Genomic DNA, 19,958 nt, shown 5'->3' on the forward strand with positions numbered 1-19,958 from the left:
TCGTGTGTGACTGCGAGGTTACATGGACTGCGCGAGGCGAGTACCGGACCACGCACAAATTACCTGTCAACACGGAAATCCATCGCAGGAAACTCTGATGAAGACGTTGAGAGTTATTCGGTCGACCATCGCATTGATGGGATTGACGTTGATATTGGTTTCACCATCGTTCGCAGCGACGATTGTCATCCCGGCGAACACGCCGGATGAATCGTCGACGAAGCAGGACGCAACCTCGCCTGATGCCGCGGGGGCAGAAGAGACAGACGCAAGTGAAAGCATCACAACGGATAGCGCTGGCGAATCAGCGCTACAGGACGAATCGTCCAGTGCTGGTACGTCGGACGCTTCCCCAGATTCAGGATCGGAAGCTCGGCCGTCCGGTTTCCTGCAGCAGGTGAATCAGGCCCTTGAGCCTGTCGACGCCTTCTTTGGCAAGGTGAACGGTGTGCTGGAGTCCGTCATCTTCTATCCAATACCACTCGTCGAAGGACGTTCGGTTCCTGCTGGTGTTGCCTGGCTTGTAATAGCAGCGTTGTTTCTGACTTTTCGGATGAACTTTATCAACCTGCGTGGCTTTGTTCATGCCATCAAGGTCACGGCTGGCAGATATGACGATCCGAGTGACGCCGGGGAAGTGAGCCACTTCCAGGCGCTCACCGCCGCATTGTCAGCCACCGTGGGGTTGGGCAACATTGCAGGTGTGGCCGTTGCCGTTGGGCTTGGTGGTCCCGGTGCGACGTTCTGGATGATTGTCGCGGGCTTCCTTGGAATGTCTTCGAAGTTTGTCGAATGCACCCTGGGGCAAATGTACCGACAAGTGCGTCCGGATGGACGAATTATGGGCGGAGCGATGTTCTACCTGACTCACGGGTTGCAGGAAATTGGCCTTGGTGGTCTCGGGAAAGCTTTGGGGCTTCTGTTTGCCGTGCTTTGTATTGGCGGCTCATTTGCCGGCGGAAATGCGTTTCAGGTCAACCAGAGCCTTGGCGCTGTGGGGCAGACAATCCCATTCTTCGGTCAGTACCCGTGGGTCTATGGTTTAATCATGTCCGTTCTCGCGGGCGTCGTAATTATTGGCGGAATCAAACGCATTGCATCAACGGCCGAGAAGATCGTTCCGTTCATGTGTGGAGTTTATGTACTGGCCTGCGTCATCATTCTGCTCAAGAATGCCGGTGAAATTCCCGCTGCTGCCGCCACAATCATCGGAAGTGCATTTTCAATGAAAGCCGGTCTTGGAGGGTTCATAGGTGTGCTGATTCAGGGATTCAAGCGAGCGGCATTCTCGAATGAGGCGGGAGTCGGATCTGCGGCCATCGCTCACTCGGCCGCAAAGACAGACTACGCGGTCCGCGAAGGCATTGTTTCACTGCTTGAACCATTCATCGATACTGTTGTTGTCTGTTCGATGACCGCTCTGGTCATCGTGATTACCGGCGCCTGGAATCATGAAAACCCTGACATGCCCGCCAGCATGAAACAGCAGTTTAAGTTTGCAGAAGATGGAACAGTGGCATCCATCGAAGGTGCCGCCCTGACGTCAGAGGCTATGAACGGGCAAATCAATGGCTTCAAGTATGTCCTGGTCGCCGCGACGGCCCTGTTTGCTTTCAGCACCATGATTTCATGGTCTTACTACGGTGAGCGATGCTGGGCATTTCTGTTCGGTGACAACGCCTCGATGTCATATAAAATCACGTTCCTGATTTTTTCGTTCCTTGGGTCCGTGATTTCTGCTGGCAACGTTCTGGCATTCGGAGACCTGATGATCTTCGGGATGGCCATCCCCAATATCCTCGGACTGTTTTTGCTGTCCGGCAAGGTAAAAGTTAAACTGGACGAGTACTGGGCCAAACTCACCAGCGGGGAACTGGATCAGGAAGCAGAAGCGTATCGGCTGAAGTAATGTCCACAGACATGATGAATCTGTTTGAAGCCGTCCTGCTCCCAACAGGAGTCAACAACGATTCATCCTGTAACGATCGAATTTACTCGCACCAGGAAGTCATCAAGGAACATAAGAGATGCCATTTTCCGATGTCACCGTTGTCGTACCGGTCGACTTTAGCGACCAGTCGGACTTCGCAGTGCATTCTGCTTTGTCGATTGCTGGCGACCCCAAACGCCTGCATCTGGTACATGTTCTGGTCCCGCTGGATTCTGTTTCGCCGGGAGTGCTTCTTGGCGACATCACGGACGAAACCCGCAAAGCGGCCGTCGAAAAGAACCTGCAAAAGCTGGCCGCCGAAAAAGGGGCGGCTGGTGCCAACATGAGTGTTCTGTCTGGAGACCCAGGAGAGGAGATTTCTGAGTTTGCGAAGAAAATCAAGGCTGATTTGATCGTCATACCATCGCATGGTTACCAGGGGTTCAAACGGCTTGTTCTGGGTTCCGTTGCAGAACGCGTCATCCGATATGCCGAATGCAGCGTCCTGGTCCTTCGTCGAAAAGACGCCGAATAACGGAACGCCTTTGAAATGCAGGAAGTCGATTCATTGGCACCGTTTCGATGGCGCTTTGCAGGAAGAACGCTCGAACGCGATCATCTGCCGCTGCTAATGGGCATTCTGAATGTCACGCCCGATAGTTTTTCAGACGGCGGTCAGCACAACCAGATAGAGGATGCCGTCGCGTTCGGGTTGCGACTGGTCAACGACGGCGCGGATATTCTGGATGTTGGCGGCGAATCTACGAGGCCGGGTTCAGAATTCGTATCTGCCGACGAAGAGTTGAATCGCACGATTCCTGTGATTGAGCGACTTGTCTCCGAAACGGATGTTCCTGTTTCTATCGATACGACCAAAGCGGTCGTTGCTGAAGAAGCCATTCGAGCCGGCGCCACCATTGTGAACGACATTTCCGGGCTGACCTTCGATGCAGAAATGATCGAAGTCTGCTCGCATTCGGATGTCGGGATCTGCCTGATGCACATCAGAGGAACTCCAAAGACAATGCAGGAGAATCCTGAATACGAGGATGTCTGTCGGGAAGTCGTGGAGTTTCTTTGCGATGGCATGCGACGATGTGAGGCTGCAGGCATCGATCGTGAGCGGCTTTGCCTGGACCCGGGGATCGGCTTTGGCAAAACGGCAGATCACAACATGACACTGATGCGGGCGATCCCGCGACTGCGAACGGAGCTTGAACGACCGCTGTTAATTGGTCACTCAAGAAAACGTTTTCTTTCGAAAGTTCTTGGACGCGATGTGGAAGAACGCACAGCGGGCACCATTGGTGTTTCCATCGCGCTGGCACAACTTGGTGCAGACCTGCTTCGCGTCCACGACGTCCGCGCCGTCCGGGATGCTTTGGTCGCATGGCAATCGCTCAGCGAATGATCGCCTCTCTGAACCACCCGTGAGAACCGGACTGGGTCAATCGGAGGCCAGCGCTCCGGCTCTTATCCCCGAGTAATAAAGTTGGGAGACTGGCTGAGGAATTGGACAGGGTTATCGAACGTCACCTTGTCAATGAGCGACATCGCATGTCCACGTCGACGCATCTCAAGCCGTGCTTTGGGAACGGCGAGAGGATCGCTGCACCCCCAGTCTCCTGCGGAATTCATCCAGATTCGTTCTGATCCGTACATTTCGATGACGTCGGCGGCTCGCTGTGGCGTCATCTTTGTGTCCGGGTAAAGCGTCATTCCGGCCCAGAAGCCACGATCCAGAACTTCAGCAACCGTGTGCTCTTCGACGTGATCGATAAGGATACGGCCTGGATCAATGCTGCTCGCCGTTAATGCATCCATAATTAACCGAGTGCCTTTGAGTTTATCTTCCAGATGAGGTGTGTGAACAAGCACCAACTGGTTATGTGTTTCTGCGAGTGCGATTTGTTCTTCCAGAATGATACGTTCATTCTTTGTGTTCTTGTTCAGTCCAATTTCACCGAAACCAAGTACCTTTTCGCACTTCAGGAAGTCCGGGATCAGCGAGACCACTTCGCGGGCAAATCCGGGATCGTCAGCTTCCTTGGGATTGATGCAAAGCCAGGTGTAATGCTTGATCCCAAACAGCCCGGCACGACGAGGTTCGTATTCTGTCAGCTGCCGAAAATAGTCTGCAAATCCCTGAGCGGACGATCGATCGAAACCAGCCCAGAAGGCGGGCTCCGTCACGGCAATGCAGCCTGCCTGAGCCATGCGCTGGTAGTCGTCAGTTGTCCGTGACACCATATGAATGTGGGGGTCGATGTATCGCATCATGCGTCTCCCTTTTCGAGTACACTGGAGTTTGGAACCGGTAGACGAACGGCGCCCGCGGCCCCTTTCATCCCTTCAGCTGACTGGGGCAGTTCCGTTGTGTGATCGCTGAGCAGTTCCAGAATTCGCTTTGCACGATGGGGCTGACCATCGATCAGAATCTCAACGGCCTGACGCAGGGCTGCATCTCGAAAGTCGGCCTGGTCGCTCTCTGGCTTCGAACGATCAATCCGGTCGAAGAATGCTGCTACATCAAGTAGCCGAGCACGATGTTCGAGGAAGTACGTGTTGATGACCTGTTCCCGCGTTTGCGGACTCGTGAATTCAGTGGACATTGAACTGCCCTTTCCATTTCGAGTATTTCGCAGCTGAGTCGCGTCTTCGAGAATTATCCTCGACGATTACGCTGCTGACACATGGACTCGTTTAAAGCAGCCGACCAGCATAGCCACAAGGCATGAAGCGGCAAAGACATCTCCGATTTGCAAATACAGTGAACGACGATCATCAAGTGGCACCTGTCCAAAAACAATCGCCGACATCTGCCGTCGCCACCGGCCCGTTTCCGGATCACGCATTCCGGAAACTGTGCGAAACGCTGGTGTCAGCGACATGGTAGATTCTTCTGCGACCAGAATCTGATCCGGTTCCCGAATCGTTCCGTTTCCGTCGATGAATGCCGAAATACCGCCGTTCACAGCGCGGACGAGTGGTTTTCGCGTTTCAACACATCGAAACACAGCTGTGATCAGGTGCTGATCCAGTTCGCTGGAACCACGAAACCAGGCATCGTTCGTCAGATTTACAAGGACATCACACGCCTGACCGCTTTCGTCCTGTTTTCCCGCAATTCGTCGAACCAGATGCGGAACCGTGTCTTCAAAACAAATCAGCGGTGCCAGCCGGAAGCCAGCGGTTTCAAAGATCATGGGGGATTCGCCCGCAGCGATACCGAAGTAAGGACCAAAAGGTGTCAGGTTGGTCAGCCATGGAAAAATGCTTTTCAGGGGAATGTATTCGCCAAAAATGACGCGGTGAATTTTGTCATATCGGCCCATGTATCCCAGATCAGGACGCACAAAGGCGGCAGAGTTGAAGGCTTTCAGGTCAGAGGCAGAAACAACGTGTGATTCAATTCCCATCATCAGCGCTGCCCCGACTGCTGCAGCATGATCGTGGAGACTTTTTCGCACATCATCGGATCGCCAGATGCGTGAGATCATTTCCGGCGTAAAGTCGCCGGACTCTCGCATCGGCGGCGGTAACTGTTCGAGCAGTTGCTCGTCCGTAACATCGCCTTCCACAGTACGATCCGGCCACGGCCACATCGTCTCCGGCCATACGATCAGGTCAGGCCTCAAGTCGACGCAACGCCGGGTCAATTGATCGTGGATCTGATACCGAGTCACCCATTCCTCGGGATCGTGCTTCACCTCCGGCGAAAAATTACCCTGAATCAAAGCAACAACCGGACCTGCGCGAAATGACGCGGGATCGACTGATCGGACACTTCCGTAACCGCAGCATAATGTCACCACGGAAACGGCAATCAAACCGGCCGTTCGGGGGCGATCGACGAACTGACGCGGGACCTGAGGTTCTTCAATGGCAGATGCACCAGAATCCAGATTCCACGACTTCAGCAGGTTGTAAGGGATCTGAATCGCCACCGCTGTGTTTGCCAGGGCAACAACAAAACTTACGCCATACGCACCTGTAATATCAGCAATCTGGATGAAAGCGGACCACTGGTACTGAGAGTGCCCAAGATAGTACCAGGAAAAGCCTGTCAGCAGATACGCGCGAACATATTCCAGTGATGTCCAGACGACCGGTACTGCGATCAACAACGGAAAACCACGGCTATGGATTCTTCGACTGATCCAGACAAAAGCAGGAAAGTAGAATGCCAGATAAAAACTTAAGGCGAGCAATGCAATGATCATGGCCGGGTCACCGAGCCTCATCCATTGCAATGTCACCGCCGACCAGATGAAACCCGTGATAAACAGAATCATCCAGGACCAGCGCGGAATGGAATTCAATCGAACCACCTGGATCAATGGCACCAGCGCGATCCAGGCAATCGGTGAGAAATCCAGCGGTGTGAAGCAACTCCACAACAGAACGGCAGAAGCGGAACACAGTATCAGGACGGTAAGAGCTGATCCGCTCCGTTCTTTCGAGACACGGCGCTGGCCTGAAGCAATAATCTGTTCAATCTCCGGACGCAGACCGGCATTCGACTCCTGGACATCTGTCGCGTCTGAAGGCTTCGACATTTTTGAGCGATCCGTTTTGGGCGATCCGTTCGGAGTTCAAACGGGCATCGTTTTCCATGACACCAGCCGTACGCCCGCTGCGGCCGGCATTCCATGTTTTGAGAGCCACCTGGCCCCGCAGGCCACGGGCCAAAAACGAAACAAACCCGAGAAATGCACACGGCATTTCCGGGTTTGAATCTGACTGCCTGATAAATTTACCCTGTAGGGACTCGAACCCCAACCAACAGAGCCAGAATCTGTCGTGCTACCGATTACACCACAGGGTAATGTCCGACCGAATTCCGCGAATTCAACCGTGCGGGCAGAAATCTAACGTGCTGCTCAGCTTGTGTAAAGCCCTGGATTGAACTCCCCGGATTCGATAGCCAAGGGAACAATCACAACTCATTCGAAATCGACCACTTCCTGGACACCGAGCAAAAGATTTTGGTTCGAAGTCCTCCAGCGAAAGTGTCAGAACGGGGGAAACGGACCAGTTTCCATGCGGTTCAGAAATTGCCCGCGAATCACCGAGAACGCTGGCCGGCACCGATCCCATAGCCATAGACGCTCATTGCAAATCCAACGGTTCAGACAGGTTGCGTATCAGCCTGCAGCCAGAGTGAGCCAGGCAGCAGGGTGGCGTACGGCATGACGACAACCGGTCCCCGGACTGATGAATCCTGGAGCTTTCAGGGCGTCAATCCAAAGATAATTGTGTTCAATTGTGACTAAGACCTGACTTTGTGAGAATGAGTTTGTGCACTGGAATTGCTGAGCCTGCCTCAACCTGCGTGCAAACGCAGTCGGTCCAATCCGGTGACGGTAGGCATTGGTGGGATCGAGAGGCCGAATTGAAAGACGTCAGATTCTCACTCCGCGAACGGTTGATTGCGAGCCAGATCTGGATGCGTCTTCGGCTGCCTGGATCACTTGCGTTCGCACTTTGGTGTCTGTTCGCGACGATGGAATTCTCGCTTGCTGTACTCAGTTCCCCAAAGATTATTCTGCTGCTCCTGGTCACGATACCTGCAGCCGGACTGCTCGCGATCATTACTGAACCGTTTGCTGCATACTTTTTGTTCTCCGACCTCGTGGATTGGCAAATTCGAAAAAATGGAGCACCATTCACTGTCGGTGATCGCGTCGTCATCATCCCGGGGCAACACTCAGGGCGAAGTGCAACCATTACATCATTGGGGCAATGCCAGTCCCTGAGAGTCACGATTGACGGCGACGAGACTGAGATTTGTGGGTACTCCCATCATCAACTCAAACGCTGCGGAACCATCAACAACACCTTGCTGAGTTCGCCAGCGGGCCCGGTGTGTTTCATAATGCAAAGCACACGCTTTGAATCTGGTTACTTCGCCAGGACTTTGTCATGCGATGAGTTCGTTATGCGATGATTTCCTCGATGACCTGTCCACCGAACTGCGAAAGCTGTTTAAAACGACCTCCGTGAAACCATGTAAGCCGATTGTCATCGAGGCCAAGGAGTCGAAGCAGCGTCACGTGGAGGTCGCGAATCGGGTGGACACAATCAACGGCGCTGTCTCCAATTTCATCTGTGGCACCGATTGTGTGGCCACCACGCACGCCACCGCCGGCAAACCAAACCGTCATTGCTCTGGCGTTGTGGTCTCTTCCATAAGCCAGACCTCCGCGCACGCCGTTATCAGGGCTGCGGCCGAATTCGCCACACCAGACGACGAGCGTGTTTTCCAGCAACCCACGTTCTCGCAGGTCTCTAATCAACCCGGCAATCGGTCGATCTACTGCTTTCATCAGCGATGAATGTGCGCGTGCGATGTAGTCGTGCGAATCCCAGGTGCCTGCATACAGCTGCACGAAACGAACACCGCGTTCAACCAATCGACGTGCGAGCAGACATTTTCGGCCAAATGCTTCGCAGGATGGATCATCCAGCCCATACATCTGATGAGTGGCGGCGGTTTCTCCATTCAGTTCCAGGATTCCGGGTACTTCCATCTGCATCCGGAATGCAAGTTCATAGGACTCCATTCGCGCCGACAGATCGTCCGTTTGCTGGTGCCGATCACGATGCCGGGCGTTCAGCTTTTGGAGCAGATTCAGGTTCTCGCGCTGGTGTTCGCGGGTAATCTCTTTGCGCGGCAGAAGATCCAGGATTGGAGTTCCCTGAGGGCGAAGTGGCGTTCCCTGAAAATGTGCGGGCAAATAGCCGCTGCTCCAGTTGGAAGGCCCTCCCTGTGGGTGGGCTAATTCCGGCAGGACAATAAACCCCGGCAGATTCTGGTTTTCGGTGCCCAGACCATAAGTCACCCAGGCTCCCACAGCCGGATCACCGACAAACTGATTGCCCGTGTTCATGTGGTACAGAGCAGTAGGATGGTTGACTGATTCGGCCTGAAGTCCGCGATAAAAGCAAATATCATCCGCAACGTGCTGCAGGTATTCCCAGTTGGTTGCCATATCCGCCCCGCATTGACCAGCCTTGCGGAACTGAAACGGACTTTGAACGTAATACCTGGTTCCGCTTTCCATTGCGGATTTGTTCTTGCCCTGTCGAGTAAATTGTTTGAGATGAACGGATTCCAGTTCGGGCTTGGGATCGAAGGTGTCGATGTGGCTCGGCCCACCCTCCATCATCAGGAAGATGCATTGAGTCGCTTTTGCCGGAACATGCTGCGATCTGGATGCGAGCGGCGATTCGCCGGCGGCTGGCATACGAGGAGCAGTCTCATCCGCCATCATTCCCGTTAGGGCCACTGAACCAAGGCTTGCCCCCAGTCCGTAAAGAGCCGCGCGATCAAGAAGATTTCGGCGACTCATCATCGGTTGTTGTGGAGAGAATTCTGTCATCAGCGAATACCTGCTTCGAACAAGGGTACCCTGAGGCTGGCTGGTGAAAGCTTGTCGAATTGAATCGCCGCGGCATCCGGAAGCATGTTCACTTTTTCGGTAGGTCTTATTTCTTTTTCAGCACGAAAACAACATCTTCGGTGCGTCCGTTGATCTTTATCGGCTTGTCGATGTTGTACGCGAAGTCGTAGGTTTCTGCGATTTCGAATTCCGGCACTTTCTTCATCAAAGACTGAAACTGAGCATTCTTGTAGGTTCGGTATTCCATGTGATCCACGATTCGCAAACGTTTCGTGGGAGTGTAGACATCGATGTGCATTCCAAGGTGTTCAAGACGGGTCTTTCGGTCAATTCCCTTCGACCACATGTAAGAGTTTACGACCAGATTGCCCCGACGTGCTGACCAGCTTTCCTCTTCCATTGGCTCACCAATTGTGGGTTCCAGATGGATACCAAGAATATAGAGACCGCCTTTCTTCATCGCGGCCGCCATGCATTTGAGGTGGCTGACGGCTGCCGCCTCGGTGCTCAAATGGCGAAACGTGTTGATGGTGTTAAACGCGGCATCAAACTTTTTCTTAACTTTGAAGTCAGACATATCATCGACCGTGACACTTTCGGCGAAGCCATGGCGTTTGAGTCTGTCGTTGCAGAACTTGACTGCTTTTTCGTTCAGATCATTCCCGGCCACATCGTAACCGGCTTTGGCCATGCGGATGAGCAGGCGGCCTGTTCCGCACGCGGGTTCAAACAGTCTCCGGACCTGACAGCCGGCATGTTTCCTGAAACACGCATTCATGAAATCAAACTCTGCCTTGCAGTCTGATCCAAACAGCAGGTCGTAGTATTTGGGAAAGTCATAGATGCTGGCCGTGACGTCGTGAGACATGGTCGAATTGCAGTGTTTCAAAAGGGGATTATCGAATGGAAGTACACATCAGTCTCGCGGCGAAGCACACGGGTTCGTAGACTGAAAATGGATTGAGAGGCTAACACACCGGCGACCATGAGGCGAATTTCGAGCCCGGGGGGGCACCCAAAATGACGCCATCGGACCTGGCTTGCGCCGGTGAACAGGAAACGATTCGTCGATTCTGATGGTCAGGGCAGGAATCGAATGCAAACGGGGCGGCCCACTTCAACCATATGATCTGTAGACTTGAGATTTCCCGTCGTCTGGTTGATTTCGAAGGTGATCACGGTGTCAGAATTCTGGTTTTCGGCCAGCAGAAACAGCCCGTTCGGAGCAATGACAAAATTACGAGGTTCCTGGCCACCAGTACTCACGACATCCACAAGGGTGAGCGTACCGTCGTCCGAATTTACCGTGTAAACAGCGATACTGTCATGACCACGATTGCTGACGTAGGCAAATTTACCAGTCGGGTGCACCAGGCACTCTGCGGTACTGCGGCGAACGCTGGCTTCCGTATCTTTCGGCAGCGTGGAGAGATCCTGAATGCGAGTGAGCCCTCCATGTTCCCGGTCTCGATGAAATACAGAAACCATGCAGGTGAGTTCGTTGTTTGAGTATGCGAATTTTCCGTTCGGGTGAATGGAAAAGTGTCTGGGACCTCCGCCGGGCTCAACGGAAACTGACGACGGTGACGCGGCTTCCAGGATGCCGGAGCTTTCGTCAAATCGATAGATTTGAATGCGATCCGTGCCCAGATCAGCGGCGTAGGCGAATCGATTATCGGCGCTCAGATTAATCGAATGGGCATGGGCCGCTTCCTGCCTCGACTTATCAACGCTGCTGCCTTCGTGCTGCACATTACACGAAGCCGGCCCCAACGCTCCGTCATCTCCGATTGGATAGACGACAATGTTGCCTCCCACATAGTTTGCGATCAACAGGAATTTGCCTGTGCCGTCAATATTGCAGTGGCAGGGAGCTCCGCCAAGTGACGGCTGCTGGTTAATCAGTGTCAGCATCCCGTCCTCCTGAATTCGATAGGCAGAAACTCCACCATTCGCCCGACCTTCGCCTTCGCTGACTTCATTGACTGCGTAGAGGAATTTTCCGGACGCGTGAATTGCAAGGAATGACGGATTGATTGCCTCGGCCGCGAGAACAGGTGTCGAAATTGCTCCGGTTTCGTCGTCGAATGAGCAGGTGTAGATACCTTCGCTGCTGCTGCCCCCAACTGTATAGGTACCAATGTAAAGACGATGCATGTCTGCCTTTCCGATTCCTCCTGACACAAGTGCAAGAATGAATGCCAGTAGCAACTGACTTTTCCACCCGTGAGAGCTGCAGGCAACTTTCCTTAACCGCCCGATTCCTGGCAGGAGTGATGCAGTTAGCATAGGGAAAAGTGTGTGTGTCCGCATGTTGAGTAATTCCGCTGTCCAGATTTGCACGGGTCAGATCGCACGGTTCAGCCAGACAAAGAGGCGAAAGAGCTGAGCCGTCGGGATACCCATGATCTCGTCCGGGATCGATGCACGCAACCAAAGGGCTGCTGTCCGCATAAAAGTCCCTGATCTTACTGTCGCATCAGAGCAAATGCACAGGCCGGCAGCGCGGGATCGCCGTTCGATCTGAATTTCACTAATCGTGATGAATAAGGATCGGCTGCAGCTGTACGCTTCCGGCGGTATCGAGGACCCGGAAAATTTCCAGCACAAACGGGGTCGACGAATAGCAGGTTGGGGGCACAAATGCAGACCAGGCATCGTGGATGCGTTCGTCGCTGGACGTTCGCGTCGTACTCTCAATGATGCCGTTGACAGCAATTGCAATGTCGATCGGCTGCGTCCAGCCAACCTCCGTCCGACTGGTGGAGGCAATCATCTTTGCTTCAAAAAAACATGGAACACAATCCAAGCCGGGCAGAATTCCGTCACCTCCGGAAAGCAGAACCGTCTTCAAATCCGGAGAGACCTGAGGAAATTGATCAACGCGAGTGCCAAGAAGTTCCGGCCTGACTTGCATTGCCGTTGACAACTTTACTTCGTCCCCCGCGCCAAAGAGTGCATGCATTCTGGCCGCAGACGCAAAACGACTCTGAAAATCCGGCTCCGTCACAATATCTGCCTCCGGGCCGATCATGGTCTTTCGGAGTCGCGGTTGAAACTCCCCGGCGATTGACTGACCGTCGAACGGCACGTCGATATTCAGTTGAAGCACGTCCAGAATTGTAGGAAGGACGTCTATTGTTTCGACGTTCGCATCGCTTGTTTCCCCCTGACTCTGCCCTGGAAGCTTTACGAACAATGGCACACTCATAATGTCCGCCAGCGTTTCATCTGATGGTTCGCGTCGATTCATGCCGGGTACGAAGGACATCCCGTGATCAGCAGTTACCACCAGAAGGCAGTCTTCCCAAAGCCCCGAGTCTTTCAGCTGGTCGATTGTTCGTGCAATCTGCGCATCAACCCACTGCAACTGCATCAGATAACGTTGCCAGCCGAGCATCGCGTCGCGTTCGTCATTGCTCCAGATTTCTCCAATTTCCCCCATCGCACCCTGGGGGAAAAGATTAAATCCGGGATTGTCGAGATAGCGAGTTCCGTCAGGGAACAGACTCCACGGATCATGCGGCGCGACAATGTGCAATGCCGCAAACAACGTTTTTTCTCCTGGGGTCAGACTACGAATAAAGTGATCAAACTGGTCTGGGCGATAGGTGTCCCACGGATAAATGATGCACCCTCGCTCAGCCTTTGCCGCGTACTGGGGGTTCGTAACCTCAGCAATCCCAAACCAGGTGTGTGGTATGGGCGAATCGACGCCGGGCGTTCCATCCGGAAATGTGGTTTTGAGGTAGACTCGGGAGAGTGTTGAAAGCAGAAGCTTCGTCTGTACCACGGTGCTTCGCTTCTCGAGATGTTCGAGTAACTCTTTGGGACAGAGACGGGTAACAGGCTCGAGTACCAGCATATCGAACTGGTCTGTATCATAGATGAAGCGGAACAGGTTGTTCGGCCATGTCGCTTCCACCGGCGCGCCATCGGCGTAGGGTACGTTGCCGGACAGAATGGCCGGGACAGCACTGCCCGTTCGGTAATGCACGGTCGTTGCATTACGATACCAGGAACTCGTGGCTGCGAGCGAAGCGAAGCCCGGAAAACGAACGGCATCAATGTTGTGTTCACGGTCGAGCAACGACATGCCGCAGAAACCATCGAAAACAATAAGAATGACAGGTCGTGGTTTCTGTGCCGACAGGGCGCGAGCCGTCGAGGCGGGAGCAGGTGGCCAGAGAACGGATTGAATGCCTGCATTCGTGAAGAGGTTGACCGGAAACAGGAACACTCCCAGGAGGCTGTATTCCAGAAACTGACGAACAGCCGCGCGACGCTGATACACGGACGTCATGGCACCGGCAAGTGGCACGGCAATCAGGGACATCAGCAGATCCGAAATCCCGAATCGCATGAGCTGAAATGATTGCACAAGCCAGAAGTTCATCGTCAGAAGGAAGAGCAGAATCAGCAGGAAGACACTCGCTGTATGTGCTTTGATTCCAGCCCGGGTTCCGCACGTCCGGCCCATAACAATCGCCAGCAGCGACAAAACCGCCGTCGGAACAAACACCACAACCGCTACCGCAAGGCAGACCGCGGTGAATTCCATTCGCTCGAGTCGAAGGTAGGCAGGATTCTGTTGCAGGCGAAACATGACCGGCTGTGCAATCGCAAAACCACTGAGCGCCAGCAGGTGCAAACACCGCCTCACAGCGCTGACACCTTCAATCGACGACGACGACGAATCTGCAGCTGGTGCTGCCATTGATGTTTCCTGCAAGCTCATTCTGGCTATTCTCGTGGTCGACGGTGGCAACGATCATCGCGGCTGGATGTAGTACAGTGATCGTGTCTTTGACGGCAGATCCCAGCGTTGCTGAATGTCAAAATGATGCGTCAGCAGTCGTTCAAAACGCTCTCGACTGTAGTCCGGAAATTGATCCGTTCGATTGGCAAGCAGAGACTGCACCTGTGGGTCATCCCGATCAACGAACTCAATAACGACGGATGCCTGACGCGCGACGAGCCAGTCGATGACCTGATCCAGCAAAAGGTTTTCGCCAATGACCAGATGGTGAATCACCGCAAGCATCAGGATCAGGTCGGGGTGACTGCGTTCTTCGAGCCGTTTGCGTTCGGCGCCGTTCCATCCCAGTGACGGCGACGCGTCCGCGAGGTTGAACACCATGGGAATGATATTCCCGACGCGATCAGATCCCAGATGTTTGTACAGTTGATTCACAGTCAGGTGATCGATGTCCATCGCCAGGACACAACGAGATTGTGCTGCTGCGATTCTGGAATATCGACCTCGATTGCACCCAATGTCCCACACCTGATTCCAGTGCCTGGTGGATACGATTTCGGAGACGTGAATTTCCTTTGCCGCACCGTCGTTCTGAACGGGAGCAGAGGCAGCGTCGTACTGAATCCAGCGTGACTGTGTTTCCTGCCAGTTCAGGTTCTCGATGATTCGCTGAAGACCTCTCAGGTTATTCAGTATGACATCTTTCCCGAATCCCGCTTCCGCCAGAGAACCGGCGACTCCGGTTTGCATAGCCGAAGCTGACCTGGCGGTATCGGCATGATCGAGTTTCGCATGCAGTCTGACGTGGCTGAAGACGCCGGCGCGAAAGGTGTCGCGAAAGGACAGCAGGCCGGACATTTGCCGAGGAGTGATGCCTTCAACGCGGCCTCGCAGCATCGGCTGAAAATCCACGCCTCGGTAAGCCTGCAGCATCAGCGGGTAAAGAAACAGCTGGCAGAATTGCCGGTAACCCTCCCACGCCTGCCCGGGACGCAGCGGAGTGAAAGACGACGTGTCGATAAATGTGGGCCGCGTTCCAGCAAATTGAACGTTGTAAGGAGTCGCGTCCTTCAGAATTACATCGTCCGCCAGAGCCCGCTGAAGCAGATCGAGCGTCAACAGCGCAGCCGATTTGAGCATTTCAAAGGACCACTCAAACGGATACGTGATGACAGGGATACGCTCATGCCGAAGCACACCCTGCCACGATGCTGGCGAATCAATCGAAACAGACTGCCCGTCGATCCGACGGGTTCGCATTCGTCCTGCCGAGAGCAGAGGGAGAGAATCATCAGCATGATCGCTGCGTGACAGTACAGGCAGCAGATCGAGCGTTTGCTGACCGTCCAGCAGATGTGTCCTGACAATTAAGCCTTCATTCATCGCCGACAGGAAGAACGGCCGAGCCGAGATTGCGTTCCAGTCGCTCAGACCTTCGGCACTTAGCGACCGATACACTTGCCCTTCATGGAAGAACACACGAGCGCTGCGATCTCGAAAAGAACCGGCATCAAATCGCGCCGTTGATTGCTCATTGGTTTGAAGCAATGGTCACTCCGGCGAAGATGGTGCTGATGGTGAAGCCGCCCGAAATTTCCACGACTTCCAGAGATGTCGGAAGAAGACCATCAAGCCAGCACTGCCGCCAACAATGGCTTGCAGCAGAAGACTACCGGCACCTGGATCAAGATAAGCGAGCATGGTAAAGTCTGTCATGGCAATCTTCTTTACTAAGTGCGGCATCAAAATGAAGTCGAATCGCATTCAGGGATGAGCTTCCAAATTCGGCGTCTCACGCTGAAAGAAGGTGACTTTCGTGATGCCATCGCCGTCACCCGCGCAATTAACCTCGGCTGGCGATTCAGGATTCGGTGAATTCCGAAAATCTTTGTTCTGGGTAGCAGAGGCCGCGATTTCGCTCAGAACACCGGATGGAAGATTCGTGTGTTTGCAAAGAAACTCTTCGATTTATTTACGGCGGCGGTTAACAAGGCGACTTGCCTGCGGAACGGTACGACGGATGACTGAGATCGCGAACTCTAACGGATACAGGTTGTGAAAATCGGAATCATAGGATCAGGAATATCGGGACTGACGGCCGCCTGGATCCTGAACCGTCACCACGACGTCACCGTGCTTGAGGCGAGTGATCGGGTTGGCGGTCACACAAATACCGTCACAGTAGACGACGAAGGGAAATCACTGAACGTGGACACGGGATTCATCGTTTACAACGATCGAACCTACCCGAACTTCATTCGACTGCTTTCTGCTCTTGGTCTTCAGGGGCAGCCTACCGCGATGAGTTTCAGTGTCAGTTGTGAAGAGTCCGGCCTGGAGTATTGCGGCTCCGGCCTCTCCGGGCTGTTTTGCCAGAAACGGAACCTGCTGAATCCTTCGTTCCTCCGGATGTTGGGGGACATACTTCGGTTCAACAAGCTTGGCTCTGAAGATGCCGTCGCCGATCAGGTTCCTGATGTTATGACAGTCGGCGAATACCTGCGTTTCCGGAATTTGGGGCGTTGGTTTGCCGAAAAGTACCTTCTTCCCATGGGTGCGGCGATCTGGTCGTGTCCAGTGGGGGCCTTTGAGCAGTTCCCAATTCGATTCATTCTGGAATTCTACTTAAACCATGGCCTACTCGCTGTAAGGAATCGTCCGACCTGGCGGACAATCCCTGGTGGATCCCGCCAGTATGTTGATCGAATTCTTGGTCAGCTTGATCGTCCCGTACGACTGGGCGAAAAGGTTGTGAAAATCATTCCGCGAGAGAGCATGGTTTCCGTATTCACAAGAGGAAACGTCGAGTTCCAGTTCGACGAGGTCATTGTTGCCTGCCACAGCGATCAGGCCCTGAGAATGCTGGATGCTCCAACCCACGCACAGCAGGAGATCCTGACCGGTTTCCCGTACTCAAAGAGTACGGCTGTGCTTCACACCGATACCCGTCTGCTTCCTCGTCGACAGGCCGCATGGTCCAGCTGGAACTATCGGATCCTAAAGGATCAGCAGGATCTGGCGACGGTGACGTACGACATGAATATCCTGCAGCACCTGGCCACGGAAAAAACCTACTGCGTGACGCTGAACCACACAGAAGCGATTCGAGACGAATGTGTGCTGGCCGAATTCAACTATTCGCATCCAATCTTCACGACGAGCCGTCATCGTCTGCAGCAGCGGCATAATGAATTGATTCGGGCAAATCGGCTCTCTTTTTGCGGTGCCTACTGGGGTAACGGTTTCCACGAAGACGGCGTGAACAGCGCGTTGTCGGTTTGTCAGGGTTTTGGAATTGGCCGCGACTGGGATCAGCCGACGTTGCTTTCCGACCACGTTCGTAACTCGACGACCGAAGGATCAGGGCATTTGCCGGCTTTCGAGTCAGCCGAGAACGAATTCCGGGGACAACTCTGATGGAGAGTTGCCTCTATTCGGGACGCGTTCGTCATCGCCGTTTCGGCCCCAGACCCCACGAATTCAGTTACAAGCTGTTCATGCCCTTCATCGATCTCGGGGAACTGGACGGGCTGATGTCGTGTGCCCCGTTTTGCTCAACATCATTTGCAGCAGTTTGGTTTCGGCGAAAGGACTTTCTGGGCGACCCAGCCCTGTCGCTCGACGAAGCGGTTCGTCAGTTGCTCGAAGAACGATGCGGATTGCGACCCAAAGGACCAATTCGCTTGCTGACAAACCTTCGGTACTGGGGTGTCTCGATGAACCCGGTCTGTTTTTACTTCTGCTACGACGAAACCGGAGTGAACGTCGAGACTCTGGTTGCTGAGGTTAACAACACTCCCTGGGGCGAAAAATACTGCTACGTCGTTCAAAATCCGTTTTCGACAGACAACGCTTCCTCAAAGAAAGTGCTTCACGTGTCTCCTTTCATGGGAATGGACATGAAGTACGTCTGGAAGTTAACCCGTCCCGGTCAGGGGCTCTCTATTCACATCGAAAACCATGCAATCCCGGGAAGCGACACCACGGATTCGCCCGCAATCTCATCTTCCAGCCACAGCGCAGACCATCCTGACCATGTCTTCGTGGACGCCACAAAATCGACGGAGTCGATCTCCGGTGCATCCAGCGCCGATCATTTGGACACTGATCAGAAGTCCGCAATTTTTGATGCGACGCTCACTTTGAATCGCGTGCCATGGACTCGATGGAATCTGGCACGACAGATGATTCGATTTCCGTGTATGACAGCCACGGTCACTGCAGGTATCTACTGGCAGGCGCTGCGTCTTTGGCTGAAAGGTGTTCCATTCGTTCCTCATCCGCGAGTTTCACTTAATCCCTCCTCAAACGGAATTGTCTAATGTCTCTGGAGCAAACATCGACTTTGTCAATTTCCTCCTCTGCAGATTCGCCGTCAGGCAGCGCGGAACGGATCTTCGGGCATCGTTCCAGTCGTTCCCGATCGATACTGATTCGCACCCTGCTCAGCCGTCTTGCCGGTATCAAGACGGGCCATTTGGCCATTGTCCATGCCGACACGCGATACTCATTCGGAGATCCGACTTCTTCTCTGCAGGCTGTTGTTCATATTCACGATGAGCGTCTGTTTGCTCGCTCTTTACTGGGTGGCGCCGTTGGTGCTTCTGAATCCTATCTTCAGGGGCACTGGGACTGCGACGACCTCACCAGTCTGTTTCGCATTCTTCTTCGCAACGAAGCAGTGCTGCATCAACTGCGAGTCTCTCGCTGGTCGCCGCTCGGCTTAGCTCGAAAAATCGGACATTTCCTGAATCGAAATTCACGTCAGGGAAGTCAGAAAAACATCAGCGCGCACTACGATTTGAGCAACGAATTTTTTCAGCTGTTCCTCGATCCAACGATGTTATATTCCAGTGCGTTGTTCACGTCGCCGGAGATGTCGCTTGAAGAAGCTTCCGTTGAAAAAATTGACCGCATTTGCCGCAAGCTGGATCTGAAATCAAACGAACACATTGTTGAGATTGGAACTGGATGGGGAGCATTCGCCATTCATGCCGCCACAGAATATGGCTGCCGCGTCACCACGACCACCATCTCGAAAGAGCAGCATCGCTACGCTGGTCAGAAAATCCATGAACTCGGACTGCAAAACCGTATCGAACTGCTGCTCAGCGATTATCGTGATCTGAAGGGCCAGTACGATAAGCTGGTGTCCATCGAAATGATTGAGGCCGTCGGTCGCGAATACCTGCCGTCCTATTTTCAAACATGCGAGCGACTCGTAAAGCCGGGCGGAGCAATGATGCTGCAGGCGATTGTAATGCCGGAGCAGCGTTTTGACGCTTACGCCTCGTCGGTGGACTTCATCCAGAAGTATATTTTCCCGGGCGGCTTCCTGCCCTCGGTGACCGAAATGCAAAAACATGTGAGCCAGCAGACACAGTTCCGAATGCTGGACCTTTTCGATATGGGTTTTCACTACGCGGAAACGCTTCGCGTTTGGAACAACCGATTTCACCAGCGTCTGCATGAAGTAAAGCAGCTTGGGTTTGATGAACGTTTTATACGAATGTGGCGGTATTACCTGACCTATTGCGAGGCTGCGTTCACGGAACGAGCAACAGGAGTGGCACAGATTCTCTGGGCGAAGCCGGACGCAAAGCTGCACGCGGTTTAGCTTAGCTTAGCTATCCGTTGAAAAGCCGGGACAGGCAAGCAGGACGACTGGAAACGATCGTGTTTTAAGGTCTTCTGGTCGAGCCGGTCCCGTTTCTCAACAGGTTGTTAGCCGCCCCCGCGAGCGTGCTTGTCCTTTGCAGATATCTTGCTGCACAACCATGTGTTGAATCCCGTGGTCAAACTCGACGGGCTGCATCCTTCGGGCAGGCAGATGATTGACGAATTGACGATCTCGACGCAAAGG

Annotated in this window: 16 protein-coding genes and 1 tRNA gene; 7 read left to right on the top strand and 10 right to left on the bottom strand. The window is 53.7% G+C overall.

The window, feature by feature from the left end:
• Positions 1-97: 97 nt before the first annotated feature.
• The 3 genes from R3C20_09325 (at position 98) to folP (ending at position 3,341) form a co-directional block, all read left to right on the top strand.
• Entirely contained in the window at positions 98-1,909 is a 1,812-nt protein-coding gene (locus R3C20_09325) for an alanine/glycine:cation symporter family protein (GenBank protein ID MEZ6040697.1), read from the top strand.
• 118 nt (positions 1,910-2,027) lie between these two features.
• Complete coding sequence (locus tag R3C20_09330) at positions 2,028-2,465, top strand: universal stress protein (protein ID MEZ6040698.1); 438 nt, start codon at positions 2,028-2,030, stop codon at positions 2,463-2,465.
• 15 nt (positions 2,466-2,480) lie between these two features.
• Positions 2,481-3,341, top strand: a complete 861-nt coding sequence (gene folP, locus R3C20_09335) for a dihydropteroate synthase (GenBank protein MEZ6040699.1) — start codon at positions 2,481-2,483, stop codon at positions 3,339-3,341.
• A gap of 62 nt (positions 3,342-3,403) precedes the next feature.
• Here folP and R3C20_09340 read toward each other — a convergent pair whose 3' ends face one another.
• The 4 genes from R3C20_09340 to R3C20_09355 all read right to left on the bottom strand — a co-directional run bounded on the left by R3C20_09340 (position 3,404) and on the right by R3C20_09355 (position 6,758).
• Positions 3,404-4,210 carry a TatD family hydrolase gene (locus R3C20_09340; protein ID MEZ6040700.1) on the bottom strand — a complete coding sequence of 269 codons (807 nt, stop codon included), beginning with the start codon at positions 4,208-4,210 and terminating at the stop codon, positions 3,404-3,406.
• Positions 4,207-4,542, bottom strand: coding sequence for a hypothetical protein (locus R3C20_09345; protein ID MEZ6040701.1), 336 nt, complete (start codon positions 4,540-4,542; stop codon positions 4,207-4,209). Before R3C20_09345 ends, R3C20_09340 begins: the two co-directional genes overlap by 4 nt.
• Before the next feature lie 66 nt (positions 4,543-4,608).
• Positions 4,609-6,489 carry an apolipoprotein N-acyltransferase gene (lnt, locus tag R3C20_09350; GenBank protein MEZ6040702.1) on the bottom strand — a complete coding sequence of 627 codons (1,881 nt, stop codon included), beginning with the start codon at positions 6,487-6,489 and terminating at the stop codon, positions 4,609-4,611.
• Between the two features lie 197 nt (positions 6,490-6,686).
• Positions 6,687-6,758 (bottom strand) — tRNA-Gln (locus R3C20_09355).
• A 465-nt stretch (positions 6,759-7,223) separates the two neighbouring features.
• Between R3C20_09355 and R3C20_09360 the strand changes: the two genes are divergently transcribed.
• Complete coding sequence (locus R3C20_09360; protein ID MEZ6040703.1) at positions 7,224-7,880, top strand: hypothetical protein; 657 nt, start codon at positions 7,224-7,226, stop codon at positions 7,878-7,880.
• Here the strand turns inward: R3C20_09360 and R3C20_09365 are convergent.
• The 6 genes from R3C20_09365 to R3C20_09390 all read right to left on the bottom strand — a co-directional run bounded on the left by R3C20_09365 (position 7,870) and on the right by R3C20_09390 (position 15,811).
• Entirely contained in the window at positions 7,870-9,315 is a 1,446-nt protein-coding gene (locus R3C20_09365; GenBank protein ID MEZ6040704.1) for a DUF1501 domain-containing protein, read from the bottom strand. The two genes, R3C20_09360 and R3C20_09365, sit on opposite strands and share 11 nt — an antisense overlap.
• Positions 9,316-9,421: 106 nt before the next feature.
• On the bottom strand, positions 9,422-10,204 hold the full coding sequence (locus R3C20_09370) for a class I SAM-dependent methyltransferase (GenBank protein ID MEZ6040705.1): 783 nt from the start codon (positions 10,202-10,204) through the stop codon (positions 9,422-9,424).
• Positions 10,205-10,416: 212 nt separating this feature from the next.
• The gene (locus R3C20_09375) at positions 10,417-11,493 is read right to left on the bottom strand and encodes a lactonase family protein (GenBank protein MEZ6040706.1); all 1,077 of its coding nucleotides are present in this window, start codon (positions 11,491-11,493) and stop codon (positions 10,417-10,419) included.
• 376 nt (positions 11,494-11,869) lie between these two features.
• On the bottom strand, positions 11,870-14,053 hold the full coding sequence (locus R3C20_09380) for a sulfatase-like hydrolase/transferase (protein MEZ6040707.1): 2,184 nt from the start codon (positions 14,051-14,053) through the stop codon (positions 11,870-11,872).
• Between the two features lie 54 nt (positions 14,054-14,107).
• Positions 14,108-15,643 carry a hypothetical protein gene (locus tag R3C20_09385; GenBank protein MEZ6040708.1) on the bottom strand — a complete coding sequence of 512 codons (1,536 nt, stop codon included), beginning with the start codon at positions 15,641-15,643 and terminating at the stop codon, positions 14,108-14,110.
• A 3-nt stretch (positions 15,644-15,646) separates the two neighbouring features.
• The gene (locus R3C20_09390; protein ID MEZ6040709.1) at positions 15,647-15,811 is read right to left on the bottom strand and encodes a hypothetical protein; all 165 of its coding nucleotides are present in this window, start codon (positions 15,809-15,811) and stop codon (positions 15,647-15,649) included.
• Between the two features lie 339 nt (positions 15,812-16,150).
• On the opposite strand from R3C20_09390, the gene R3C20_09395 reads away from it, so the two are divergent.
• Genes R3C20_09395 through R3C20_09405 form a run of 3 tightly spaced genes read left to right on the top strand, consistent with a single transcriptional unit; the run spans position 16,151 to position 19,712 of the window.
• The gene (locus tag R3C20_09395; GenBank protein ID MEZ6040710.1) at positions 16,151-17,512 is read left to right on the top strand and encodes an FAD-dependent oxidoreductase; all 1,362 of its coding nucleotides are present in this window, start codon (positions 16,151-16,153) and stop codon (positions 17,510-17,512) included.
• Positions 17,512-18,417 carry a DUF1365 domain-containing protein gene (locus tag R3C20_09400; protein ID MEZ6040711.1) on the top strand — a complete coding sequence of 302 codons (906 nt, stop codon included), beginning with the start codon at positions 17,512-17,514 and terminating at the stop codon, positions 18,415-18,417. Before R3C20_09395 ends, R3C20_09400 begins: the two co-directional genes overlap by 1 nt.
• Entirely contained in the window at positions 18,417-19,712 is a 1,296-nt protein-coding gene (locus tag R3C20_09405) for a cyclopropane-fatty-acyl-phospholipid synthase family protein (GenBank protein MEZ6040712.1), read from the top strand. The genes R3C20_09400 and R3C20_09405 overlap by 1 nt, the downstream gene beginning before the upstream one ends.
• Positions 19,713-19,958: the final 246 nt, after the last annotated feature.

This window comes from Planctomycetaceae bacterium, assembly GCA_041398825.1.
Classification (GTDB): domain Bacteria; phylum Planctomycetota; class Planctomycetia; order Planctomycetales; family Planctomycetaceae; genus F1-80-MAGs062.